General features: G+C 28.5%; 22 protein-coding genes. 7 read left to right on the top strand and 15 right to left on the bottom strand.

What is annotated here, in order from left to right; translation table 11 throughout:
• Positions 1-47 precede the first annotated feature (47 nt).
• Positions 48-1,109 (top strand): serine hydrolase, encoded by a 1,062-nt coding sequence (locus tag MHL31_RS00770; protein WP_240227186.1) that lies wholly within the window; start codon positions 48-50, stop codon positions 1,107-1,109.
• Positions 1,110-1,112: 3 nt separating this feature from the next.
• On the opposite strand, the gene MHL31_RS00765 is transcribed toward MHL31_RS00770, so the two are convergent.
• The 6 genes from MHL31_RS00765 to MHL31_RS00740 all read right to left on the bottom strand — a co-directional run bounded on the left by MHL31_RS00765 (position 1,113) and on the right by MHL31_RS00740 (position 5,843).
• Positions 1,113-2,765 (bottom strand): amidase family protein, encoded by a 1,653-nt coding sequence (locus MHL31_RS00765; RefSeq protein ID WP_240227185.1) that lies wholly within the window; start codon positions 2,763-2,765, stop codon positions 1,113-1,115.
• Positions 2,766-2,846: 81 nt separating this feature from the next.
• The gene (gene ftsY / locus MHL31_RS00760) at positions 2,847-3,800 is read right to left on the bottom strand and encodes a signal recognition particle-docking protein FtsY (protein ID WP_240227184.1); all 954 of its coding nucleotides are present in this window, start codon (positions 3,798-3,800) and stop codon (positions 2,847-2,849) included.
• A gap of 89 nt (positions 3,801-3,889) precedes the next feature.
• Positions 3,890-4,042, bottom strand: a complete 153-nt coding sequence (locus MHL31_RS00755; protein ID WP_240227183.1) for a DUF4295 domain-containing protein — start codon at positions 4,040-4,042, stop codon at positions 3,890-3,892.
• 45 nt (positions 4,043-4,087) lie between these two features.
• Positions 4,088-4,273, bottom strand: coding sequence for a 50S ribosomal protein L33 (rpmG, locus tag MHL31_RS00750; protein WP_240227182.1), 186 nt, complete (start codon positions 4,271-4,273; stop codon positions 4,088-4,090).
• A gap of 6 nt (positions 4,274-4,279) precedes the next feature.
• Positions 4,280-4,519, bottom strand: a complete 240-nt coding sequence (gene rpmB / locus MHL31_RS00745; RefSeq protein ID WP_115882113.1) for a 50S ribosomal protein L28 — start codon at positions 4,517-4,519, stop codon at positions 4,280-4,282.
• Between the two features lie 79 nt (positions 4,520-4,598).
• Positions 4,599-5,843 (bottom strand): competence/damage-inducible protein A, encoded by a 1,245-nt coding sequence (locus tag MHL31_RS00740; RefSeq protein ID WP_240227181.1) that lies wholly within the window; start codon positions 5,841-5,843, stop codon positions 4,599-4,601.
• 110 nt (positions 5,844-5,953) lie between these two features.
• Between MHL31_RS00740 and MHL31_RS00735 the strand changes: the two genes are divergently transcribed.
• Positions 5,954-6,367 carry a hypothetical protein gene (locus tag MHL31_RS00735; protein ID WP_240227180.1) on the top strand — a complete coding sequence of 138 codons (414 nt, stop codon included), beginning with the start codon at positions 5,954-5,956 and terminating at the stop codon, positions 6,365-6,367.
• An 85-nt stretch (positions 6,368-6,452) separates the two neighbouring features.
• Here MHL31_RS00735 and MHL31_RS00730 read toward each other — a convergent pair whose 3' ends face one another.
• The 4 genes from MHL31_RS00730 to MHL31_RS00715 form a co-directional block, all read right to left on the bottom strand.
• Positions 6,453-7,064, bottom strand: a complete 612-nt coding sequence (locus tag MHL31_RS00730) for a fumarylacetoacetate hydrolase family protein (protein ID WP_240227179.1) — start codon at positions 7,062-7,064, stop codon at positions 6,453-6,455.
• A gap of 120 nt (positions 7,065-7,184) precedes the next feature.
• A complete protein-coding gene (locus MHL31_RS00725) occupies positions 7,185-7,571 on the bottom strand; it encodes a hypothetical protein (protein ID WP_240227178.1) in 387 nt (128 codons plus the stop codon).
• A gap of 3 nt (positions 7,572-7,574) precedes the next feature.
• On the bottom strand, positions 7,575-8,042 hold the full coding sequence (locus tag MHL31_RS00720) for a nuclear transport factor 2 family protein (RefSeq protein WP_240227177.1): 468 nt from the start codon (positions 8,040-8,042) through the stop codon (positions 7,575-7,577).
• Positions 8,043-8,219: 177 nt separating this feature from the next.
• Positions 8,220-8,612 (bottom strand): hypothetical protein, encoded by a 393-nt coding sequence (locus MHL31_RS00715; RefSeq protein WP_240227176.1) that lies wholly within the window; start codon positions 8,610-8,612, stop codon positions 8,220-8,222.
• 381 nt (positions 8,613-8,993) lie between these two features.
• On the opposite strand from MHL31_RS00715, the gene MHL31_RS00710 reads away from it, so the two are divergent.
• Together MHL31_RS00710 and MHL31_RS00705 are read left to right on the top strand one after the other, a co-directional pair.
• Positions 8,994-9,470 carry an Hsp20/alpha crystallin family protein gene (locus tag MHL31_RS00710; protein ID WP_240227175.1) on the top strand — a complete coding sequence of 159 codons (477 nt, stop codon included), beginning with the start codon at positions 8,994-8,996 and terminating at the stop codon, positions 9,468-9,470.
• Positions 9,471-9,750: 280 nt separating this feature from the next.
• Positions 9,751-10,239, top strand: coding sequence for a hypothetical protein (locus tag MHL31_RS00705; RefSeq protein WP_240227174.1), 489 nt, complete (start codon positions 9,751-9,753; stop codon positions 10,237-10,239).
• A 107-nt stretch (positions 10,240-10,346) separates the two neighbouring features.
• On the opposite strand, the gene MHL31_RS00700 is transcribed toward MHL31_RS00705, so the two are convergent.
• The 3 genes from MHL31_RS00700 to MHL31_RS00690 all read right to left on the bottom strand — a co-directional run bounded on the left by MHL31_RS00700 (position 10,347) and on the right by MHL31_RS00690 (position 16,329).
• The gene (locus tag MHL31_RS00700; RefSeq protein ID WP_240227173.1) at positions 10,347-12,599 is read right to left on the bottom strand and encodes a PKD domain-containing protein; all 2,253 of its coding nucleotides are present in this window, start codon (positions 12,597-12,599) and stop codon (positions 10,347-10,349) included.
• 200 nt (positions 12,600-12,799) lie between these two features.
• Entirely contained in the window at positions 12,800-12,970 is a 171-nt protein-coding gene (locus tag MHL31_RS00695) for a hypothetical protein (RefSeq protein WP_240227172.1), read from the bottom strand.
• A 662-nt stretch (positions 12,971-13,632) separates the two neighbouring features.
• Positions 13,633-16,329: an outer membrane beta-barrel protein gene (locus MHL31_RS00690; RefSeq protein ID WP_240227171.1), complete on the bottom strand. Its 2,697-nt coding sequence runs from the start codon at positions 16,327-16,329 to the stop codon at positions 13,633-13,635.
• Positions 16,330-16,549: 220 nt separating this feature from the next.
• On the opposite strand from MHL31_RS00690, the gene MHL31_RS00685 reads away from it, so the two are divergent.
• The 3 genes from MHL31_RS00685 to MHL31_RS00675 are packed head-to-tail and all read left to right on the top strand — an operon-like array spanning position 16,550 to position 21,846.
• Entirely contained in the window at positions 16,550-17,011 is a 462-nt protein-coding gene (locus MHL31_RS00685; RefSeq protein WP_240227170.1) for a DUF962 domain-containing protein, read from the top strand.
• Between the two features lie 11 nt (positions 17,012-17,022).
• The gene (locus tag MHL31_RS00680) at positions 17,023-21,495 is read left to right on the top strand and encodes a carboxypeptidase regulatory-like domain-containing protein (RefSeq protein WP_240227169.1); all 4,473 of its coding nucleotides are present in this window, start codon (positions 17,023-17,025) and stop codon (positions 21,493-21,495) included.
• A gap of 12 nt (positions 21,496-21,507) precedes the next feature.
• The gene (locus MHL31_RS00675; protein ID WP_240227168.1) at positions 21,508-21,846 is read left to right on the top strand and encodes a tRNA-binding protein; all 339 of its coding nucleotides are present in this window, start codon (positions 21,508-21,510) and stop codon (positions 21,844-21,846) included.
• A gap of 34 nt (positions 21,847-21,880) precedes the next feature.
• Here MHL31_RS00675 and MHL31_RS00670 read toward each other — a convergent pair whose 3' ends face one another.
• Positions 21,881-22,705: a hypothetical protein gene (locus MHL31_RS00670; RefSeq protein ID WP_240227167.1), complete on the bottom strand. Its 825-nt coding sequence runs from the start codon at positions 22,703-22,705 to the stop codon at positions 21,881-21,883.
• 167 nt (positions 22,706-22,872) lie between these two features.
• Positions 22,873-24,747 (bottom strand): 30S ribosomal protein S1, encoded by a 1,875-nt coding sequence (rpsA, locus tag MHL31_RS00665; RefSeq protein WP_240227166.1) that lies wholly within the window; start codon positions 24,745-24,747, stop codon positions 22,873-22,875.
• Between the last annotated feature and the right edge of the window lie 79 nt (positions 24,748-24,826).

Here is a 24,826-nt window from a genome sequence, read left to right as displayed (position 1 = left end):
TTGAGTTGAGTCTAAAAATAAATACCTAAATTTTTAACTTTTTATTTATGAAAAAATACCAGTTCCCAATACTTCTATTCATCAGTTTATTTTCTTGTTCGCAAAATGAAGACTTAACCTTAACAACAAAATCGCTATATTTTCCAACATTAGCAGGAGATGATTGGGAAACAATTGCACCTTCTGAATTAAATTGGGATGAACATAAAATTGAAGAATTGTTAACTTATTTAGAAGCTAAAAACACTAAAAGTTTTATTGTGTTATACAATGGTAGAATTGCTATTGAACAGTATTTTAACAATCATTCTGAATCTAAACCCTGGTACTGGGCAAGTGCTGGAAAAACCTTAACATCAGTAACTACAGGTATTGCTCAAGAAAAAGGTTTATTAAATATAAATACTAAGGTTTCAGATTATTTAGGAAACGGTTGGACAAGTGCATCAACAGTTAAAGAAAATTTAATTACTTGTAAGCATTTATTAACTATGACATCTGGTTTAGATGATGATTTAGGCGATGCAGTAAATTCAATAAATTTACAGTATAAAGCTGATGCAGGAACAAGGTGGGCATATCATAATGTATATGTAAAATTACAAGATGTTATTGAAGCAACGGCAAAACAACCATTTTCAACATTTTTTAATACAAATTTGAGAGATAAAATTGGAATGACAGGAATATGGTTACAAACTGGAGATTTTAGTGTTTTTTATAGTACGGCAAGAAGTATGGCTAGATTTGGTTTATTAGCATTTAATAAAGGAACTTGGGATACTACAGAAATTATAAATGCCGATTTTTTTAATAATTCAATAAGTACTTCACAAAATATAAATAATGCATACGGATATTTATGGTGGTTAAATGGAAAATCTAATTACCACTTACCGCAATCTCAATTTGAGTTTCAGGGAGCATTAATTCCTAATGCTCCAAATGATTTATATGCTGCTTTAGGTAAAAACGACCAAAAAATTTACGTTTCACCCAGTAAAAAATTAGTAATTATTAGAATGGGAGAAAGTGCAGATGCAACAAATTTTGCACTTTCAAATTTTGATAATGAACTTTGGGAAAAACTGAATTTAATTATCGACTAAAAACTATTTATAATCTTCTGGAAGCTTTCTAGCCTTGGTTAATTTTTCAAAAGCATATCCTAAATTTAATAACTTATTTTCTTGAAAAGGTTTAGCAATAAACGTTAAACTAATGGGTTCCCCTGTTTTTTTAAAACCCATTGGGACAGTTAAACAAGGAAATTTTGCAACAGCAGCATAACCAGCGTGGTAATTATTTATAGATAAAATTATATCTAAATTATGTGTATCCATTGGCGTTTTAAAAAACTCAATTCCTTTTGTATGCAAATTTTGTTTAACCAGCTCAAATGCTTTATTTGAAGTTGTATCATTTAAAATTCCTTCAAATAATTCTTGCCCATATGGTGAACGCTGTATGGAATCTAACAAATTAAACTTAATAACGTCTTCAATAGTTGAAATTTGAATAGCTGTATCTGCATAATTTTTTAAATAATTTGGCAAATCATACTTCATATCAATATTAAGCAAAGTTAAAAAACCATTCAGACCAATTTTAGGTTGCTCAAATTCTATAAGCTCTGCTCCTCCTCTTTTTTTAATAATTTGTACAGCGCTCTTATAAATTGAATCTGTTAAAAGTTCTTTTATAACGCCTATTCTTTTTCCTCTTAAAGAGGAACTACTTAACGAATCTATATAACTAACTTGTGTATTGTTTCCTATTGTAACTGAATCTTCAACATCTTCTCCCAACATAGCATTTAATAAAATAGCAGTATCAACTAAACTCTTAGCCATTGGGCCTGGTGTATCTAAAGTACTTGAAATTGGTACAATACCTGTTCTGCTTACTAAGCCAATTGTTGGCTTTAATCCCACAACAGCATTTTGGCTAGCAGGAGATAAAATAGACCCTGAGGTTTCAGTACCAACTGCAGCTATTGCAAAATTCGCTGCTACTGCTACACCACTTCCAGAGCTTGAGCCTCCAGATTCAAATATTTTTCTACCATATGGATTCAGTGTTTGTCCACCAACGGCACTATAACCAACAGGGCAACCGCTACAAAAAAAGTAAGCCCATTCACTTAAATTCGTTTTTCCTAAAATTAAAGCTCCATTTTCTTTTAGTTTTTTTACAATAAAGGCATCATCTGTTTCTTTATTTTCACTTAAAACAAAAGCTCCTGCTGTAGTAGGCATTCCAATGGTATTAATATTATCTTTTAAAAGTATTGGTAAACCATATACTGTATTTTTTAAATTTATAGGTCGATTTCTATCTTTTTCACGAGCTTGTTCAACAATAGTTGGGTTTAAAGCTATAATGCTATTTAAGGCTAAATTATGACTACTCTCATATTTACGGATTCTATACAAATAAAACAATACAATCCTTTCATAAGATAAAATTCTATTGTTTACAAACTCTTGTATAGTAGGAATATCTTTTTCTAAAATAAATGGCAATAAATTTTGATAATCTTTTTCTGTAAAACCCGCTAAATCTTCTTCAAATGGTTTAAAAACTTTATTCATATCTAAATATTTAGATTGAATTAGCTTAAACCGCATTCTTTCAATTTGGTGCTTTTGTTGTGCTAATATTTCAGTAGTTTCATCATATTTTGTGAAAACAACAGATTCTTTTTTGTGGTTACAGGCTACAACTAAAATAAGTAATGTAACTAAAAATAATAGCTTTTTCATTTAATTTGATTTTACAGAAGTTATAAAAATAAAAAAAACCTCTTTTAAAAAAGAGGTTTTAACTATTTTATTTATAGTATTTTATTTAAAGAAAGAATCTACAAATTCAATTTTATTAAAAACTTGCAAGTCGTCAATTCCCTCACCAACACCAATATATTTTACGGGAATTTTAAATTGATCTGAAATTCCAATAACAACACCACCTTTTGCAGTGCCATCTAATTTTGTAACAGCTAACGATGTTACTTCGGTTGCTAATGTAAACTGTTTAGCTTGTTCAAAAGCATTTTGACCTGTTGAACCATCTAAAACCAATAATACTTCGTGAGGCGCATCTTCCACCACCTTTTGCATTACACGTTTTATTTTGGTCAACTCATTCATTAAGTTCACCTTATTATGCAATCTTCCAGCGGTATCTATAATAACAACATCTGCATTTTGAGAAACGGCAGACTTTAAGGTATCATAAGCCACAGAAGCTGGATCACTTCCCATTTCTTGTCGCACAATTGGAATATTTACTCTATCGGCCCAAACTTGTAATTGATCTATTGCAGCAGCTCTAAAAGTATCTGCAGCACCTAAAACAACGCTTTTTCCAGCCTTTTTAAATTGTGAAGCTAATTTACCTATTGTGGTAGTTTTTCCAACGCCATTAACACCTACAACCATAATTACATATGGTTTTTTGGTTGATGGAATTGTAAAATCTGTTTCGTTACCAACATTGGTTTCTGATAGCAAGCCAGCTATTTCTTCCCTTAGAATTTTATTTAACTCGTCGGTACCCAAATATTTGTCTTTGGCTACTCTAGCTTCAATTCTATCAATAACTTTAAGTGTAGTTTCAACTCCAACATCTGAAGATACTAGCACTTCTTCCAGGTTATCTAATACATCATCATCAACTTTAGTTTTACCTGCAACTGCTTTGGACAGCTTCGAAAAAAAAGATGTTTTTGTTTTCTCTAGACCTTTGTCTAAAGTTTCTTTTTTTTCTTTTGAAAATATTCTTTTAAATAAACTCATTTTCTACAAATTTGTTTTACAAATATAAAAAAAGAAAAGCTACCCTCAATAGATTGAAAGTAGCTTTAAAATATTTTAAAAACAAAAAATTATTTTTTGCTCAAAAAGTCTTTTACGTTTGCTGGATCCATAATAGCTTCTACAAAAGTATAAGCACCTGTTTTAGGTGATTTTACCATTTTTATAGCTTTACTTAATCTTTTTGATCCTGTTTGTAACGATGCTACTGATTTCTTTGCCATGGTCTTATTAAGTGTTATTTGAAGTTTTTAAATAAAAACCTCTAATTATTTAATTTCTTTATGAACAGTCATTTTCTTCAAGATAGGATTGTACTTTTTAATTTCCATTCTATCAGGAGTATTCTTTTTATTCTTGGTAGTAATATATCTAGAAGTACCCGCTTGCCCTGAAGCTTTGTGCTCAGTACATTCTAAAATCACCTGAATTCTGTTTCCTTTAGTCTTTGCCATTACTTATTATTTTTTTAAAAAACCTTTTTCTCTTGCTTCTTTTATAACCGCAGAGATTCCTTTTTTATTAATATTCTTTAAAGCAGATGTAGATACTTTTAAAGTAACCCATTTATCCTCTTCAGGAATATAAAAACGCTTTTTAATTAAATTAGCGTCGAATTTTCTTTTTGTTCTATTCAATGCGTGAGAAACATTGTTTCCAACCATTGCTTTTTTTCCAGTAAGTTCACAAACTCTTGACATATCTCTGTACTTTTTTTTTGTATTCTCAAAACGAGATGCAAAATTAATTTTTTAAATCTAAATACACAAACTTATTTCACTAGTTTTTTAAAATTTCTTTTCTGAGTAACTCTAAGGCTTTGTTTGAAGCCCTTTCTATCACCTTTTCTCTAGGTTTTCCAAAAAAATATTCTTTTGAAAAAACTGTAGTTGGTGTTGCTATTGCAATAAAAACTGTCCCAACAGTTTTATCTGTTAAATCGGCTGTAGGCCCAGCATTTCCTGTAGTTGCTATTGCATAATCCGATTTAAATTTTTGTTGAGTTCCAATTGCCATTGCTTCTGCAACTTCTGAACTTACAACAGAAAAACGCTCAATCAGAGCTTTGTCCACATTTAATTCTGAAATTTTAACAGCTGCTTGATATGCAACAACAGCACCTAAAAAATAACTTGATGCACCTGGAATTGTTGTTAACATTTTAGAAATTGCGCCTCCAGTACAACTTTCTGCGACGGATAAAGTTTGTTTTTTATCTTTCAATAGTTTCCCAATAGCCACTTCAATTGTTTGTAAATCTTCTACCCCCACAATTAAATCAGGTATTAATTTAAAAAGTTTTTCAACTTCTAAGCGCATACTTGTTTCTAAAATCTTTTTTTCAGCTCCTTTGGCCGTTAAACGCAACCTTAACTTTCCATAGGCTGGCAAATATGCCAATTTTATAAATGCAGGTAAATTATCTTCCCATTCTTCAATACGTTCGGCTACCATACTCTCTCCCATTCCATAAGTTATTATGGTTTTATGCAAAATATAAGGTAGTTTAAAGGTTTGTATTAATTTTGGCAATACTGCATCTCGCATCAATCCTTTCATTTCATTTGGAACACCTGGTAGAGATATTACAACTTTATTATTTGAATGAAACCACATTCCAGGAGCAGTTCCCCAATTATTTTTTAAAGGAATACATTTTGAAGGCACTAAGGCTTGATCTCTATTAACACTTGTAAAGGGATAGTTGACTTTGGCAAACATTTCTTTAATTTGTTCAGCAATATCTTCTTTTAACACTAATTTATCGTTAAAATATTCTGCTAAAGTTAATTTTGTAATATCGTCTTTTGTTGGCCCCAAGCCACCTGTTAATATAACAATATCGGAATTTAATTGTGCTTCGCTTAAAACTTTTAAAATATGTTCTTTTGTATCTTGAATTGAAGTTATTTGATAAACTGAAACCCCAATTTTATTTAATTCTTCAGCAATCCATTTTGAATTTGAATCTAAAATTTGTCCGATTAAAATTTCATCTCCAATAGTAATTATTTCTGCTTGCATTTCTAATAAAATATTTTGATAAAAGTACTAATTCTAACGCAACCTTTTATAAAAAACAACATCTTTAGTATAAAAGAAAGCGTATTAATTAATACCACATATAGAAAGCTATGATTGCACCTGATGAATTAACTGACAATGAACTTATTGAACAAATTGAAAATTGTACTTTAAGTCCTTCTTATTTTACACATGAAGTTCTATTGAGAATGTCTTATATTTTAATTGAAAAATATGGAATAGAAACTGCTATTGTTAAAAATTGTAGAATAAAAGAAAATTATTATATCAATGCTTTAAAAAGCAATAAATTTAACTATACCCTCACAAGAGCTTATACAGAGATTTTATACTATTTTATGAGTAACTCTAAAAATAGTAGTTTCAATAAATTATTGAGAAATTTTCCAAGGTTACAATACAACTTTAAAGACCTCGTTAAAACGCATTATGGGTACGATATTATGAAAAATCACAGAAAAGAAGCTGAAGAATACAAAGGACCTATCCTATTCACCTTCTAACTTCTTAATACTCTTTAGCTACTATATTTCTTTTTTATTAATAAAATCTATGGCATATTTTCTTTAGAACAACTTAAAGTAAAATTTATTTTATTTTTACCGACAAAGCTTTATTACCCGCTATTGTTCCAACTAAAATATCATTTTCAACAACTTTACCTACACCGGCAGGTGTACCTGTAAAAATAACATCTCCTTTTTTTAATGTGAAAAATTGTGAAACATAGGCTATTAATTCGTCTATTTTCCAAAGCATAGCATTGGTATTTCCGTCTTGTACTAATTCATTATTTTTAGACAACGTAAATTCTAAATTAGACAAATCTCCTAAATTTTCTTTTGGAAAAAAAGTACCAATAACAGCACTTCCATCAAAACCTTTACATTTTTCCCAAGGCAACCCTTTAGCTTTTAACTTATTTTGTAAATCTCTTGCTGTAAAATCAATTCCCAAACCTATTTCATCATAATATTTAGGTGCAAATTTTTCTTCAATATATTTACCAACTTTATTTATTTTTACTAAAACCTCTACTTCATAATGTAAATCATTTGAAAAAGGTGGAATAAAAAAAGGTTGATTTTTTGCTAAAATTGCTGAATCTGGTTTTAAAAATATTACTGGTTCTTCAGGTTTTTCACTTTGAAGTTCTTCAATATGCTTGGCATAATTTCTTCCGATGCAAATTATTTTCATAATAATCAATACTTAAATTGTAGATTTTTGTTACCGTTAATAACGAAGCACTAAATTATTGAAATAATTTATTTTAAAGATACTATTCTTTAAATTTTTAATTTGATTGCTTTTAAAACTTTAAATTTTATTTTTACTATCAATTAATTCCTTTAAAATAAAAGTTATTATTCCGCTTATTACACCTGCTATTATATCTTTAAAATCGAAAGTTCCATAGATGTTTAAATATCCAAAAAGTTCCCAAACAAAAGCATAAATTATTGTTGCTAAAATTATTTGTCTATTTTTTTCTTTATTAGAATATGCTTTAAAACTCCAAATAAAAAAACAAAAACCAACTACTGAAACCAAGCTTCCTATAGTATCTGCAAACCCAAAATCATTTATTTTATTCTTATAAACATAAGGTCTATAAAACATTGTTAAAATAAATCCAATTGAAATAATTAGAACTGAAAACGCAAAATACAACGAGCTGTTTTTAGGTTTTAGTTGATCTTTCATTAATTAACTTTTAGTTATAAAATCTTCTAACTGTTTTTTAGTTGTTTTCTGAATTTTATTTTTCATAAAAGGAGTCCAACCAAGTAAAAAACCAACAGTTCCAAGAGCTTGTTTAGACCATAACCAAAGACTAAAAGTGTCTATATGTTCTATAATTTTACCATCTTTAAATTTAAAGTTAGCACTAACTTTGTTAATTACTTTACGTTTATCTTTTCCATAAACGTAATTTGCCACCCAATTAGCACTTCCTTTATTTTCGCTTACTTTAATACCTGAAAAACTAATTGTTGTTGTTTCAGACCTTTTAGACAACAACATCAGCCACATTTTAACAGCTTTATCTCCTTTTAACTCTCCAAAAACAGGATCTTTAAATACTATATCTTTATGATAACAGTTAATCATTCCCTCAACATTACCATTAGAGAATGACGTATAAAATTTTTCTATTATTTCTTTAGTATTCATAAATTTATATTGGTTTTAAGCACTAATATTACAAATTACCTAAGTAACTTTTATATAATATAATTTAATGCAAAGTTAATTTATAAACTCTAAACCTATCAATATTAATCTTAATTAAAATAATAAGCCTGTCTTAAACAGTTTAAATAATTATCTGCAAAGTATACTTAATAATTATTAACCACGTCTAGGACCTCTTCTTTCACCGCCGCCACGTCTATTTTCTTTACCTGTTGGTGGTTTTATACTATAGGTAAAACTTAGCATTGCATAAGTTCCTAAGTTACTCTTAATAGTTTCTTCAAAGTAGCTATCAGAACTAGTTCTAACAACACCTAAATCTTTATCTAAAATATCAAAAACTTGTAATTTCAAATTTCCTCGTTTTCCCTTTAAAAAAGCATAATCGAGACCTAAATTCCAAATTGGAATGGTTTGAGAATCAAAGTTATTATCTGTATATAAAGAAAAATCGAACTGCGTATCAAAGGTTAAACTATTTGTAATATCCCAATCAAACTTTGTATAGTAGTTTTGCTTTACGTAATCCCCGTTGTTAAACTCGAACAACAAGAGTGTTTCCTATTAAACATAAGCATAAAATATTAGATTTATCATATTATTATGATTACAAAGGTATCCCCCTATATTAAATAAAATAACTATACTTTTTTCAGCAAATCTTAAGAACTCCAACATGCTGTTTACAGTAATTTATAAAAACAAACTTATAAGAAACCTTAACTGGAAACACACAACAAAGGAATCTGACATGTTTGTACCTTAAAATATGTCAAAAATTCACCTATACGACATGTTTTCAGAGAATTAAATAAAATATCTCAATTTAAAAAGTTCTTATTGTTTTGGTATTTTATTTGCTTAACTATTTATGAATTCAAAAAAAAGATTTCAAATTTGAAATAATGTTTAATTTAAAATTTTGTAATTATGAACAATCTAATAAATGTTCCTAAAAGCGGAAACTTAACTAACACAAATTCAAATGTAGATTTGACTAATTTATCAACTTGGTTAAATGATATTTTTAATAGAAATCTTCCTTCTGTATTTAATACTAATTTTAATACAGGAATTGCTTTACCGAAAGTAAACATTAAAGATACAGCCGATTCTTACATAATAGAAATGGCTGTTCCTAGTTTAAAGAAATCAGATTTTCGTATTGACCTCAACAATGATGTATTGGCTATTTCTACAAAAGTTAAAGAAGAAAGCAAACAAAAAAATGAAAAATACACACGTAGAGAGTTCAATTATTCCTCATTTAAACGAACTTTTAATTTACCAGAAAGTGTAAATAACAAAAAAATTAATGCAAATTACCAAGAAGGTATTTTAAGTGTTTTCTTACCAAAAAAAGAAGAAGCTAAACGAAAACTTGAAAGAACTATTAAAATTTCATAAGTGTCTCGTAAATTTTAATGCAAAAAAAATTAAATCCAGCGATTGGGTTAGACTAAGGATTATTTTGGCACAAAAAATATAAGTTCTTAAAAATGTATTAAAAAATACCTCATACATATAGTAGTGGATAATGACGACTATTTAGTATGTGTTTGATATAAAAATAGTGAACAAAAATTAAAAGTAATTCACTAAAATAGACTGATTAAAAACACAAAAACTAATAATTTGTTTAATTTTTTTACAAATCCTAATTTAAGTTTAACATAAACATTTAGTTATGAAAAAATATATGCTTTTAATTATTATTGGAGTTTTAAGTATTAGCTGTAATGGTCAAAACAGTACTTCTAAACTTTCAGAAGCAAAAAAGAATGAAAACAATTTAAATGACCAACCTAAAGGCTCTTGGAAAGTTAATAAAGAATTTGATGAAAATGGAAATCTTATAAAATATGATAGTATTTACTCTTGGTCTTCAACTAAAAATTTCGATAATCTTTCATCTGTAAATAAAGATAGTTTAATACAATCTTTTAAATCAAGGTTTTTTAAAAATTATTCTGGATTTAAAAACGAAGGCTTTTCATCAATTTTTTCTGAAGATTCACTTTTTAGCAATCATTTTTTTAATGATGATTTTTTTGGAAGTGATTTTGGAAAAGACTTTATGGATATAGATAAAATACATAAAGAGATGATTGATAGACAAAAAGAGTTTTTGAAAAAATACCAATCAAAATTTTTAAATTCTGAAGACGAAAACTAAAAAGTTTTCGTCTTTTTTTGAGATTCAATTAATTAACTTCAATAAAAAAAATTCTAACCGAGCTAAAATCGATTAGAATTTTTAATTAATTTACCGTATAATTTTTATTAATCACAATCATAAACGTAATCTGTATTACTTGTAATTGTGAATCCTTGTGTATAAATAGTAGCTGAACTAGTACGTAATAAACCACTAGCATCAATTGTATTACTTATTTCTCCAATAACAGTTCCACTCCCATCTTTAGAAACCGTCTTTTTTAGCTGACAATCTTGGTATGTATGTGTATCAGTTTGAGTAATTGCATTACTAGAATCATAGGTTTGTACAAGTTGAGGGAAACTTCCTTCTGTACTCAAGAAATCAGAATATACCACGTAACTACCCAATTTTCCATCTGATGAATATGTATCGGTACGCGTTAATCTATTATTTGCATCATATTTATCAATAGAATATCCTGTTAATGTTCCTGAAGAATCATAGGTATTAGCTTTCACAGTTTGATCGTTATTATAAGTATATTCAGTATAATTTTGCAATGAACCTCCTAATTTACTTTCAGATTTTATTCTTCGTCCCTGTACATCATACTGAAAACTAGTAACTAAATTTCCATAACCTGTAGAAGTTGTAATTGATGAAAGTTTTTTTGAACCACTTATAACCGTATAACCATAAGTAACCGTTGTTGTAACCCCCGAAGAAACAGTTGTTGTCTTTTCTACATAACATTCAGGAAGGTTACAGGAATTACCACTTCCTCCCCCATTAATTACTGTTATTGTCTTAATAATCTCATCTGATCCTGCTGAATTGGTAACGACTAATTTTACTTCATAATCGCCTGCTGTTTCAAAGGTAAATTTTGGGTGTTCTTCCGTAGAACTAAAACTTGTGCCTTCGGCTGACCATTGGTAACTATCTGCATCGGTACTTTGGTTAGTAAAACTCACTTCTGTTCCTGCTTCTGGTGTGGCTGGTATAAAACTGAATACTGCAACTGGCGCTTCTTGAGCTGCTGTAACTGTTATTGTTTTTATAATCTCATCTGAACCAGCTGAATTGGTAACGACTAATTTTACTTCATAATCGCCTGCTGTTTCAAAGGTGAATTTTGGGTGTTCTTCTGTAGAACTAAAACTTGTGCCTTCGGCTGACCATTGGTAACTATCTGCATCGGTACTTTGGTTAGTAAAACTCACTTCTGTGCCTGCTTCTGGTGTGGCTGGTGTAAAACTGAATGCTGCAACTGGCGCTTCTTGAGCTGCTGTAACTGTTATTGTTTTTATAATCTCATCTGAACCAGCTGAATTGGTAACGACTAATTTTACTTCATAATCGCCTGCTGTTTCAAAGGTAAATTTTGGGTGTTCTTCTGTAGAACTAAAACTTGTGCCTTCGGCTGACCATTGGTAACTATCGGCATCAGTACTTTCGTTAGTAAAACTTACTTCTGTGCCTGCTTCTGGTGTGGCTGGTGTAAAACTGAATGCTGCAACTGGCGCTTCTTGAGCTGCTGTAACTGTTATTGTTTTTATAATCTCATCTGAACCAGCTGAATTGGTAACGACTAATTTTACTTCATAATCGCCTGCTGTTTCAAAGGTAAATTTTGGGTGTTCTTCTGTAGAACTAAAACTTGTGCCTTCGGCTGACCATTGGTAACTATCTGCATCGGTACTTTGGTTAGTAAAACTCACTTCTGTGCCTGCTTCTGGTGAGGCTGGTGTAAAACTGAATGCTGCAACTGGCGCTTCTTGAGTTGCTGTAACTGTTATTGTTTTTATAATCTCATCTGATCCTGCTGAATTGGTAACGACTAATTTTACTTCATAATCCCCTGCTGTTTCAAAGGTAAATTTTGGGTGTTCTTCTGTAGAACTAAAACTTGTGCCTTCGGCTGACCATTGGTAACTATCTGCATCGGTACTTTGGTTAGTAAAACTCACTTCTGTGCCTGCTTCTGGTGAGGCTGGTGTAAAACTGAATGCTGCAACTGGCGCTTCTTGAGCTGCTGTAACTGTTATTGTCTTAATAATCTCATCTGATCCTGCTGAATTAGTCACGACTAATTTTACTTCATAATCGCCTGCTGTTTCAAAGGTAAATTTTGGGTGTTCTTCTGTAGAACCAAAACTTGTGCCTTCGGCTGACCATTGGTAACTATCGGCATCAGTACTTTCGTTAGTAAAACTGACTTCTGTGCCTGCTTCTGGTGTGGCTGGTGTAAAACTGAATGCTGCAACTGGAATTTCTTCTATTTCATCTTTTTTGGAACAAGCTAAAATAAATGAAAACAAAATAAACGAAAAAAAGAATCCTTTTAATACTGTTAATAAATGGTGTAATTTCATGCTGAAAATAATTTAGTTAGAGAATTTAAAAAATAGATTTTTACTTCGATAAAAGTAATTTCAAAGTTGTTTAAATGCTATACGACATTTGCCCTATTTTCAAATAAGAAGTCTCTAATTTTACACCTTTAATTAACTCTATTAATAAAGATTATATATATTAAAATATAGTAATCGTAAAAAATTGAATTATAAATTAATTATTCAATAGTATCTAATATAATTGTATTTGAAGGATTTTTTATCACTGAATCAATTATAACTACGTCTTTTTCATCAAGAATTGGACTATCTATAAATTCTTTCTCTTTTCTTTCTGTTTTACAGCTTAAAAAAAGTAGTAATAAACTTAAATAAAATATCTTTTTCATCTTTTGGATTTTATTGTAGGTTATCTTTTTTAAATAGTTCTAATTAAGTAATCTATATTATAAATTTAATAAATATTATGGACCTAGGAAATAGACTGCACCCAAAAGTTTAGACAAATTTATAAAATATACAAGTTATAAAACTAATGCACCAAAAAGACGAAAACTATTATTTGATAATTTCATAGATTTTTCATTATCTTAATTAAAGCTAACTCCTCACAACTACAATTTCAATACACTTATCCAGATAAAAATAATTTTTATACTGTATAATAAATAGTGTTTATGAAAATACAATTTTTTTATAAACTCAAATATAACGAAAATGAATAAATAGTTAAAGTATTTAGTTGCAAAAAGTTCCCTTAAACAACTGACTTTAAAACGCTCTAAACAATTACAAAACCTTTTATGTATTTAGATGAAATTACGTAAGCTTTAGTAAATTTTAAGCCTTTATTGGCTTAATAAGTGTCGAGAACAGTCATTTTAATTGTAAATAAAAGTTCTCGATACAATTTTTCTCTATTTCATTTTAAAAAACCACTCGAACCTGACATTTAATACTTTTAATTTAGATTACACTAAAAAAGCTTCGGCTATATAACCGAAGCTTTTTATAAATTACTATGTATTTATTTTTATTAGAAAGTAATCTATTAACCACGTCTAGGACCTCTTCTTTCACCGCCGCCACGTCTATTTTCTTTACCTGTTGGTGGTTTTATACTATAGGTAAAACTTAGCATTGCATAAGTTCCTAAGTTACTCTTAATAGTTTCTTCAAAGTAGCTATCAGAACTAGTTCTAACAACACCTAAATCTTTATCTAAAATATCAAAAACTTGTAATTTCAAATTTCCTCGTTTTCCCTTTAAAAAAGCATAATCGAGACCTAAATTCCAAATTGGAATGGTTTGAGAATCAAAGTTATTATCTGTGTATAAAGAAAAATCGAACTGCGTATCAAAGGTTAAACTATTTGTAATATCCCAATCAAACTTTGTATAGTAGTTTTGCTTTACGTAATCTCTATCTTGATCTTGTAACGAGTAATTTGTTTTATTAAAATTATAATTTGCACCCACTGTTAAATCAAGTTTATTTTTATTTTCGTTACTTAAACTTAAACCAAAATTCCAACTTTTGCTATTTGTATCATTATATTCAGCATCTATAATTGTAGTATAATCGTTAATACTACCACCAAGATTTACGTTATATCTTAAATTTATATTGTTTATTTTTTTACTTAAATTTAATCGCCCACTTAAACTCTCTTTTTCTCCAAAATTTTCATAGGTAGAAGTTGTTACATAATTATCATCTATACTTCTACTAGAAATAATAGTATTTGTTGTTTTTGAATATCCGAAAGATGAAAAAAAGCTTGTTGCTTTACTAAAATCGTGAGTGTTATACCTCAACGAGAAATCATCTTTTTTTTCTGGAGTTAAATTTAAATTACCTGTATAAATATATAGTGGATTAAAATCGTTTACAATTGGAGATACCTGACTTGAACTAGGAAGTGATGTATTTTTATTATACCTAAATCTTATTCTTTTACCCTTTTTATATTCATAAGTAATAGAGGCCTTAGGTAAAAAGTTATTGTAATTATTATCTACAACTTCTGCATTATCCACCTCTAATTTTTGTTGCATTGTTTCTAAAGAACCCGATAGATATACTTGAAATTTATCATGACTAAATACATACCCTAATTGATTGTTATAGACTTTTTTATTATAATCTAAATCGTAAATAAACGGATTTTGAATTATTTCATCAATTGTTTTTATTTGTTCTACACTTTCATCGTTATTATTGTTGTTTAAACTTGATGAAAAACTTACAAAATGATGTTCCACAATAGGTTCCATATACCTAAAAGATACATTATAATTTAATGCTTTGTATTTCTCATCTTTAGTTGTAATCTCATTTATTTCCGTTGCACTTGTTCCATCAGTAGAATTTTTTGAATCTTGAAAATTCATATCCTTATTATCTGTAAAAGAGATACCACTTTTAACTCTAATATTTCTACCATTGTCATTTAATTTTCTTCGATAAGAAAAGTCTAAATTTCCGTTACTTCTATCATCTTCACTTCTTGTAATTCTTTCGCTATCTGCGTCTAAATTATTATCTTCATCGTAAAATTCGGTAGCACTATAGCTATCAGACTCTCTGTCATCCTTTTTAAAATTCCCTCTAAATTCTAAATATTTCCCTTCTACAGATCTATCTCGTAAACTAAAATTAACATTATGGTTATTAGATATATTTTGGCTATTACTCGTATTTTCTGTAGCAAACGAATCGTCTTGTGTAAACTGAGTTCTTTTTGAAGATTCTTCTTCTTCATTATCGGAATACCCATAATTATAATCTAAATTAAAATTTAAATCTTTTTTAAACTCATAATTATAATTAGCTCCAGCTGTTCCTGTTGTTAAAAAACCACTAGAACCCCCAATACTTCCATCTCTTTTAAAAACAGTAGCCCCAGTGTTATTGATATTATTTAATTTTCCAAAAAGTGCTAACTGCGTATTAGAAGTAAACCTGTTTAAGTCAAAATTTGTTGAATATCTATCATTTGTACCAATACCAGCACCTAATTTCCCAAAATATCCAGACTTTTTACCATCTTTTAAAACCAAGTTAATTATTTTATTTTTCTCACCATCTTTTATTCCTGTTGTTCTAGCATCATCACTTTCTTCATCAATAATTTGTACACTTTTAATAGCGTCTGCATTTAAATTTTCAAGTGCAATGGTTTGATCGTTATTGAAAAATTCTTTACCATCAACCAATATTTTAGTAACACTTTCACCTTGTGCGCTAACACCACCATCTGTACCGACTTCAATACCTGGAAGTTTTTTTATTAAATCTCCAACATTATCATCTTGTTTAACTTTAAATGCATTTGTATTAAAAGCAACAGTATCTTGCTTAATTTTAATAGGTACAACTGCATTTATTGTAATCTCATCTAATTGATTTACATCTTTTTTTAAGATAATTTTTCCTAAATTCAATTCACTTCTAGAGACATCTATAGTTTGTTGATTGGCTTGGTATGTCATTAAATATACTTGAAGTAAATAAGTACCTTGCTTAAATCCTGATATGTCAAAACTACCATCTTCATCAGTTGATGTATATTTTATTAACAAAGAATCTGAAGGTTGCAATAAAGCAACTGAGGCAAACTCTAATGGAACGTTATCTTCATCAAAAACAATACCTTTAACACTTTGAGAGTAAGATACTTCAATTAAACAAAACAACATAAAAAGAGGTAAAACAACTCGTTTTTTTAAACAATAATCAATCATAAAGGTTCGTTTTTGTGTTATATTATATAACAACATTATTTTTTTATCTTTAATATTGGGTAAATTTCATTTAAAAAAAATAAAATTTAAGATAAATATTTGTTAATTAATGTTAACGTTTGTTAACGTACACGATTTATAATTTAGAACAATTTTTAAGTATTGTTACCCAATAAAACTATATTAGCAAACAGCTAATAGCCTTTAAAATTATAAACACATGAAAACACAAAAACAATGGTTTAATGAATATGCGGTAAGCCATCAAAATAAAACCAATCAACTTATACATTTTTACTGTGTACCTGCAATATTTTTTAGCATAGTGGGATTATTTATGTGTATTCCATCTACTTCTATAGCAAATTTTATGAATATTGGAAATCCTATTATTGAAAATTGGGCGGCAATAATTTTAATAGCATTGTTGTTTTTTTATATAAAACTCTCTTATTCAACATTTATAAAAATGTTATTTTTCTCGTTATTATGCTTACTTGGAAATTATTATTTATCTGGTTTTCTACCATTGTTTTATACTTCTTTGGCTATTTTTGTATTTGCTTGGATAGGGCAATTTTATGGTCATAAATTAGAAGGTAAAAAACCTTCTTTTTTTAAAGACTTACAATTTTTATTAATTGGCCCTGCTTGGGTATTTGAAAAAATTTCAAAAAAATAGATTTAAAATTTATGACTAAGAATTTAGTTTACATAGTTACATTTTTAATTTCAAATTTAATATTTGGACAACAAAAAGTATATAAAATTTTTAATTCTGAAGTCAACTCTAAATATGCAGAACTTGGTGTAAATTTTTTAAATGCTAAAACTGTAATTTTTGCCTCCTCCAAAAAAACCGCTAACGATAGAAGTGCTGCTTTAACAAAAAGACTTAATAAAAAACAACTTTTATTAGAATTCTATGTTGGTAAATTAAACGATAGCAGCGACATAATAGAAACAAACAGAATTGAAAATGAGTCGTTTATAAAATTTAACGAAAGTGATTTTGCTTTAAGTCCCGATAAAAAAACAATTTATTTTTGTGGCTATAATTACTATACTGAACCAACTAAAAAAACCAAAAACAGACAAGAATCGATACAACTTTTTAAAGCGAATATTGATGCTAATTTCAACGTCTCAAATGTTTCATTAGTAACATTTAGTGACCCAAACTACTCTATAAAAAACCCTTCTATAAGTAAAGATGGTAAAAAATTATTTTTTGCTGCAAATATGCCAGATAGTTATGGTTATTATGATATTTATGTTTCAAATATTTTAAAAAATGGCACACTAAGTAGTCCTAAAAATTTAGGAAATACCATAAATACTTACGATGATGATTTATATCCGTTTACCGATAAAAACAACACCCTTTATTTTGCTTCATTTGGACATAAAGGACAAGGGAGTTTAGATATTTTTAAAAGCGAGTTTATAAATGGCACTTATAGTAAAGTAGAAAATTTACCCGCTCCAATAAACTCAAAAAGTGCAGATTTTGGATATGTAAGCAACCCTAATAACGATACCGGTTTTTTTGTATCAAATCGACGAAAAGGAAAAGGAGATGTAGATATTTATGGATTTAAATTAGTTGATGAAGAAATTGAATGTAATCAATTAGTAACTGGCCTATTAATTGACAAAAACACTCAAAAACCAGTTGCTAATGCAACTTTAAAAATATACGATGCTAATAATGCACTCTTAGAGTCATTAACTTCTGCTAAAGATGGTAGTTATCAATTTAAAATAAACTGTAATGAAACTTTTAAAATTACTGCAGAAAAGGAATATTACACCGCTAATGAAGTTACTTTTGAAACCGATGCAACTTTAGATACTGAAATTAATAAAAATATTGAATTAACTCCAACACCATGTTCTCAAAAAGTTCAGGGCTTAGTAAGTAATCAGTCAACGGCAAGCCCGATAAAAAATAGCACCCTTAAACTTTATAAAAATGGAACTATTATTTCAGAAAAAAACACGCTAGATAATGCACTCTACTCCTTTGAATTAGAGTGTAATAGTGAATATATAATTATTGCTAGCAAAGAAGGCTTCCACCCTACTGAAATTAAAATAAAAACAGATAACAGTTACAATACAGAACTTACCGTAAATTTAGCCTTATCTCCACTTTCTTGTAATCAAACAATTGAAGGTGTTATTTCAAATAAATTAACTAAAGAACCTATAACAGATACTACTTTAAAACTTTATAAAAACACCACGTTAATAACTTCTGAAACGCTTAATAATCGTTCTGATTTTAATTTTGAATTAGAATGTGAAGCAACCTATAAAATTTCTATTCAAAAAGAAGGGTTTTTAGATGCCGAGATTACAATCACTACAGAGAAACAAACAAATTTCACTTTTACAACTAATATCGAATTAACTCCAGTTGAATGCAAACAAAAAATCTCTGGAACAATTACTAACAAAACAACAAAAGAGCTCTTAAAAAATGTAAGTATTAAACTATTTAAAAACCAACAATTAATAGAGACTCAATCTTTTGAAGAAAACTACATCTTCAAAGTTAATTGTAACGAAAATTATAAAATTCAGGTAGAAAAAGATGGTTTTGAAACTTCGGAAATTGCAATTAACACCGACAAACAAACAGACTTTAATTTTATTAATAATATAGAATTAACTCCAGTTGAATGTAAACAAAAAATCTCTGGAACAATTGCTAATAAAACAACAAAAGAGCTCTTAAAAAATGTAAGTATTAAACTATTTAAAAACCAACAACTAATCGATACTCAATCTTTTGAAGAAAACTACATCTTCAAAGTTAATTGTAACGAAAATTATAAAATTCAGGTAGAAAAAGATGGTTTTGAAACTTCGGAAATCATAATAAATACCGACAAACAAACAGCCTTTAATTTTATTAATAATATCGAATTAACTCCAATTGAATGTAAACAAAAAATCTCTGGAACAATTACAAACAAAACAACAAATGAGCTCTTAAAAAATGTAAGTATTAAACTATTTAAAAACCAACAATTAATCGATAATCAATCTTTTGAAGAAAACTACTTTTTCAACGTTGATTGTAACGAAAATTATAAAATTCTGGTAGAAAAAGATGGTTTTGAAACTTCGGAAATTACAATTAACACCGACAAACAAACAGCCTTTAATTTTATTAATAATATTGAATTAACTCCAGTTGAATGTAAACAAAAAATCTCTGGAACAATTACAAACAAAACAACAAAAGAGCTCTTAAAAAATGTAAGTGTTAAACTATTTAAAAATCAACAATTAATAGAGACTCAATCGTTTGAAGAAAACTACTTTTTCAACGTTGACTGTAACGAAAATTATAAAATTCTGGTAGAAAAAACTGGTTTTGAAACTTCGGAAATTACAATTAAAACTGATGCTAAAAATAAATTTAATCAGCTTAAAAATATCGAGCTAATTCCAATAATTTGTAAACAAAAAATCTCGGGAACAATTGCTAACAAAACAACAAAAGAACTCTTAAAAAATGTAAGTGTTAAACTATTTAAAAACCAACAATTAATCGATACTCAATCTTTTGAAGAAAACTACTTTTTCAACGTTGATTGTAACGAAAATTATAACATTCAGGTAGAAAAAACTGGTTTTGAAACTTCGGAAATCATAATAAATACCGACAAACAAACAGACTTTAATTTTGTTAATAACATTGAATTAACTCCAGTTGAATGTAAACAAAAAATCTCTGGAACAATTGCAAACAAAACAACAAAAGAGCTCTTAAAAAATGTAAGTGTTAAACTATTTAAAAACCAACAATTAATCGAGACTCAATCTTTTGAAGAAAACTACATCTTCAACGTTGATTGTAACGAAAATTATAAAATTCAGGTAGAAAAAACTGGTTTTGAAACTTCGGAAATTGCAATTAACACCGACAAACAAACAGACTTTAATTTTATTAATAATATCGAATTAACTCCTGTTGAATGTAAACAAAAAATCTATGGAACAATTGCTAATAAAATAACAAAAGAGCTCTTAAAAAATGTAAGTGTTAAACTATTTAAAAACCAACAATTAATCGATACTCAATCTTTTGAAGAAAACTACTTTTTCAACGTTGATTGTAACGAAAATTATAAAATTCTGGTAGAAAAAACTGGTTTTGAAACTTCGGAAATCACAATTAACACCGATGCTAAAAATGAATTTAATCACCTTAAAAATATCGAGCTAATTCCAATAATTTGTAAACAAACATTTACTGGTAAAATTATAGATGAAATCACAGGAAACAGGTTAAATAATCTAAACATTTTATTATTTGAAAATAATCTTTTAAAAGCAACAATAGACTTAAAAGATCTTCAATTTAAATTTGATTTAGATTGCAACACTTCATTCAAAATACGTATTGAAAAACCTAACTACGAAAGTACTGAAGTTCTTTTCTCTACAGATACCAAAAATAATTTTGAAATAGAAAAAATAATAAAACTTAAACCTATTGAATGCTACCAGACTGTAAAAGGTATTATTCTAGATAAAAAAACTAATATACCAATACCTACTGCAACTATTACCGTTTTCTCAGAAGGTACTAAATTAGATGAAATTAACGTAAATACAGATGGTTCTTTTAATTTTAAATTAGACTGTAAGGTAAACTACAACTTAACAGTTTCTTCAAGAGGATATCAAACTAAAAGTTTTGGTATTAACCCAACCCTAAATTATAATATTGTAAATTCTAAAACAATTCATTTAAATCCACAAGACGAATTTGTATATATTAGAAATCAAAAAATGGTTAAGACAAATAAACTTAATTTTGAATTAAACCAAGACATTATTACACCAACTATTGCTGTAGAAATTAATAAAGTGGTAGCTGTTTTACAAAACTATCCTTCACTAAAAATAGAAGTAAAATCGCACACAGATAGTAGAGCTCCAGATAATTACAGTTTAGAATTATCAAATAATAGAGCTGCTTCAATAATTTCTTATATTGTTTCAAAAGGAATAGATACTTCTAGAGTATTTGGTAAAGGCTATGGAGAAACCGAGCTTATTAATGGTTGTTCTAACGGTGTAAGATGCAGTGAAAAAGACCATCTAATAAACAGAAGAACTGAATTTATTGTAATTGAAGAATAAAAATAAATAGTTATGAAAAACGAAATTACATTTAAAGATTTTAACAAAGTTGATATTAGAATAGGTACTATTATTGAGGTTGCAGATTTTCCAAAAGCACATAAACCAGCCTACCAACTTACAATAGATTTTGGTGCCTTAGGCATCAAAAAATCGAGTGCTCAAATTACAGATTTATATACAAAAGATACTTTATTAAACAAAAAAATATTGGCAATTGTTAATTTTAAGAAAAAACAAATTGCCAATTTTTTAAGTGAATGTTTAGTTTTAGGAATTCCAGATAAAGACAATAAAGTTGTGCTTTTACAAGCTTCTAAAACAGCCAAAAATGGAGAACAAGTTAGTTAAAGGCTCTTAATTATTGATAAAACAGTTGCTAATTTTACAATCCAAATCTAGCTCCAAAAACATACATATTCTCTAAAAAAGTAAAATGCTGTGAAGCCGAATCTGATTTACTAGCTGTTGTTCTAATATCTCCCATATTTATATAACCAACTTTTAGGTTAGATTGTATAAAAAAGTGTTTGAAGAATGTAATATTTAATCCTGCATGAGCTGATAAACCGTATCCAGATACATGAAATTCATCATAACGCTCTTTACCTAATAAAGTAGTATTTGTTTTAGGATATAAAACACCAACTCCAACACCTTCAGTTAAATTTATATCAATATTTTTGACTTTAAATTTTAGCCAATTATCTAAATTATCGTACCTACTAATTTCTACATTTACATAATTTAATCCGTCGGTATGTTCAAATTTTAAAAAATCTTCAGTTAAAACAATATCAGGATTATAATAAACACCATCAAACTCACTACCTATATTTATAGTTCCATCTATTTTTACTGTTTGGTCGTTTTTCATTACATATTTCATATGATCAACACCAATAGCAATATTGTAATTTTCTTTAAAGAAATAACCAATTCTAAAATTAGTTTGTGGAATTGTAACTTCATCTGGTTTAAAATAATAAATACCAAAAGGTTTTGGTTTATCATTTGCTGCAACATCACTCAATTCAAAATTATAATCATCTCCTTTAAAAGTTATATCCGATTTTGAATAATGAGCTCTATTCCATCCCCAATATGCAAAAAACTTTCCTTTATTTGGTCCTGCATCATTGTAATTATTTTCTTGAGCAATACTTGTAAATGAACTAAATAATACAATGGCTAAAAATACTTTTTTCATATTAAATGTTATTCTAAATTAAGGATGCAAATATAATTTATATTGATGGAATAATGTGAAAAAAAACTGTATCAAATGATACAGTTCAAATATGTTAATGCTTTAAATTGTAAAAAAAAAGCTGCATCTAATTGATGCAGCTTTAATTATATTAAATGTTAGAAATTTTATTTTCCTTCCATTTTTTTCTTTAAGGCAGCTAAATCTCCACCTAAATCTCCAAGAGTAGTTTTATCTGCAGACTCAGCTTTTTTCTGAGCTACTTTGATATTTTTCTCTTCTTGTGCTTTAAATATTGATGTATGTGAAGCTACAACTCTTCTAAATTCTTTGTTAAATTCAATAACTTTAAATTTATCTGTATCTCCTTTAGCTAATTTAGTTCCATCTTCTTTAGTTATAAAACGGCTTGGCACAAATGCCTCAACACCATCTTGTAAAGTAACGATTAAACCTTTATCACTTTTATCTTTTACAGTTCCTTCGTGGATAGAATCGATTGCAAAAGTAGCTTCGTGAGCATCCCAAGGATTTTCAGTAGTTTGTTTATGACCTAAGTTTAATTTACGTCCTTCAACATCTAATTCTAATACTTCAACTTCTAATTTATCACCTACAGTAACAAAGTCTGATGGGTGTTTAATTTTCTTAGTCCAAGAAAGATCAGAAATGTAAACTAATCCGTCAATTCCTTCTTCCAATTCAACAAAAACTCCAAAGTTAGTGTAGTTACGTACAGTACCTGTATGTTTTGAACCAACTGGGTATTTTTCTGCGATATTATTCCAAGGATCTGGGTGTAATTGTTTAATACCTAAACTCATTTTACGCTCTTCTCTATCTAAAGTTAAAACTTGTGCTTCAACTTCATCTCCTACAGATACAAAATCTTGTGCAGAACGTAAGTGTGTAGACCAAGACATTTCAGAAACGTGAATTAATCCTTCAACTCCTTGTGCTACTTCAATAAATGCACCGTAATCAGCAAGTACAACTACTTTACCTTTTACTGTATCACCTACTTTAATAGTATCATCTAATGCTTCCCAAGGGTGTGCATTTAATTGTTTTAATCCTAATTGAATTCTTGTTTTCTCATCATCAAAATCAAGAATTACAACATTTAATGTTTGATCTAATTCAACAACCTCACTTGGGTGGTTAATTCTAGACCAAGATAAATCTGTAATGTGAACTAAACCGTCAACACCACCTAAATCAACAAATACACCGTAAGAAGTAATGTTTTTAACAACACCTTCTAATACTTGTCCTTTTTCTAATTTACCAATAATTTCTTTTTTCTGAATTTCAATATCAGCTTCAATAAGTGCTTTATGAGATACAACAACGTTTTTAAATTCTTGGTTGATTTTTACAACTTTGAATTCCATTGTTTTCTCTACGTATTGATCGTAATCTCTAATTGGTTTTACATCAATTTGAGAACCTGGTAAGAATGCTTCAATTCCAAAAACATCTACAATCATACCACCACGAGTTCTACATTTAACGAAACCGTTAACTACTTCACCTGTTTCGTGTGCATTGTTTACACGATCCCAAGCTTTAATAACTCTTGCTTTTTTATGTGATAATACTAATTGACCAGTACTATCTTCTCTTTTATCAACTAAAACTTCTACAATATCTCCAACTTTTAAACCTGGATTGTAACGAAATTCGTTTAAAGAAATAACACCTTCAGATTTTGAGTTGATGTCGATAATTGCTTCACGATCTGTTTTTCTAACAACAGTTCCGTCAATTACTTCTCTTTCATTTACTAAACCTAAAGTACCTTCTAAGGCAGCTTCAAATGCTTTAATGTTTTCTTCATCTACTGCTTCAATACCTTCTTCGTATTTGTGCCAGTCAAAGTTTTCTAAGAATTCTTCAGGACTTACCTTTACTTCTTCTACTTTTTCTTCTTCAACTACTGGTGCAGCCGCTGTTTTTGCTTCAACTGGAGCAGTTGCTTCAGTATTTTCTACTTTAGGAGCATCAACTTGCTCTTCAGTTTTTTTTGTTTCTTCAGACATACGTTCTGATGATTAATGTTTGTATCTTATTGTCAATCAGATTTTTAAACGATATTAACGCTAAGAGATTATTTATATA

The organism is Lutibacter sp. A80 (assembly GCF_022429645.1).
GTDB lineage: Bacteria > Bacteroidota > Bacteroidia > Flavobacteriales > Flavobacteriaceae > Lutibacter.
This window is presented reverse-complemented; position numbering and strand designations above follow the sequence as displayed.

Bases quoted from the DNA above. Each gene is read 5' to 3' on its own strand.
- MHL31_RS00700 (WP_240227173.1), bottom strand. From the start codon at position 12,599: ATGAAATTACACCATTTATTAACAGTATTAAAAGGATTCTTTTTTTCG.
- MHL31_RS00735 (WP_240227180.1), top strand. From the start codon at position 5,954: ATGATTGCACCTGATGAATTAACTGACAATGAACTTATTGAACAAATT.
- MHL31_RS00675 (WP_240227168.1), top strand. From the start codon at position 21,508: ATGAAAAACGAAATTACATTTAAAGATTTTAACAAAGTTGATATTAGA.
- MHL31_RS00725 (WP_240227178.1), bottom strand. From the start codon at position 7,571: ATGAAAGATCAACTAAAACCTAAAAACAGCTCGTTGTATTTTGCGTTT.
- rpsA (WP_240227166.1), bottom strand. From the start codon at position 24,747: ATGTCTGAAGAAACAAAAAAAACTGAAGAGCAAGTTGATGCTCCTAAA.
- MHL31_RS00710 (WP_240227175.1), top strand. From the start codon at position 8,994: ATGAACAATCTAATAAATGTTCCTAAAAGCGGAAACTTAACTAACACA.
- MHL31_RS00695 (WP_240227172.1), bottom strand. From the start codon at position 12,970: ATGAAAAAGATATTTTATTTAAGTTTATTACTACTTTTTTTAAGCTGT.
- MHL31_RS00770 (WP_240227186.1), top strand. From the start codon at position 48: ATGAAAAAATACCAGTTCCCAATACTTCTATTCATCAGTTTATTTTCT.
- MHL31_RS00670 (WP_240227167.1), bottom strand. From the start codon at position 22,705: ATGAAAAAAGTATTTTTAGCCATTGTATTATTTAGTTCATTTACAAGT.
- rpmB (WP_115882113.1), bottom strand. From the start codon at position 4,519: ATGTCAAGAGTTTGTGAACTTACTGGAAAAAAAGCAATGGTTGGAAAC.
- MHL31_RS00690 (WP_240227171.1), bottom strand. From the start codon at position 16,329: ATGATTGATTATTGTTTAAAAAAACGAGTTGTTTTACCTCTTTTTATG.
- MHL31_RS00680 (WP_240227169.1), top strand. From the start codon at position 17,023: ATGACTAAGAATTTAGTTTACATAGTTACATTTTTAATTTCAAATTTA.
- MHL31_RS00765 (WP_240227185.1), bottom strand. From the start codon at position 2,765: ATGAAAAAGCTATTATTTTTAGTTACATTACTTATTTTAGTTGTAGCC.
- MHL31_RS00720 (WP_240227177.1), bottom strand. From the start codon at position 8,042: ATGAATACTAAAGAAATAATAGAAAAATTTTATACGTCATTCTCTAAT.
- MHL31_RS00730 (WP_240227179.1), bottom strand. From the start codon at position 7,064: ATGAAAATAATTTGCATCGGAAGAAATTATGCCAAGCATATTGAAGAA.
- MHL31_RS00755 (WP_240227183.1), bottom strand. From the start codon at position 4,042: ATGGCAAAGAAATCAGTAGCATCGTTACAAACAGGATCAAAAAGATTA.
- MHL31_RS00685 (WP_240227170.1), top strand. From the start codon at position 16,550: ATGAAAACACAAAAACAATGGTTTAATGAATATGCGGTAAGCCATCAA.
- ftsY (WP_240227184.1), bottom strand. From the start codon at position 3,800: ATGAGTTTATTTAAAAGAATATTTTCAAAAGAAAAAAAAGAAACTTTA.
- MHL31_RS00705 (WP_240227174.1), top strand. From the start codon at position 9,751: ATGAAAAAATATATGCTTTTAATTATTATTGGAGTTTTAAGTATTAGC.
- rpmG (WP_240227182.1), bottom strand. From the start codon at position 4,273: ATGGCAAAGACTAAAGGAAACAGAATTCAGGTGATTTTAGAATGTACT.
- MHL31_RS00740 (WP_240227181.1), bottom strand. From the start codon at position 5,843: ATGCAAGCAGAAATAATTACTATTGGAGATGAAATTTTAATCGGACAA.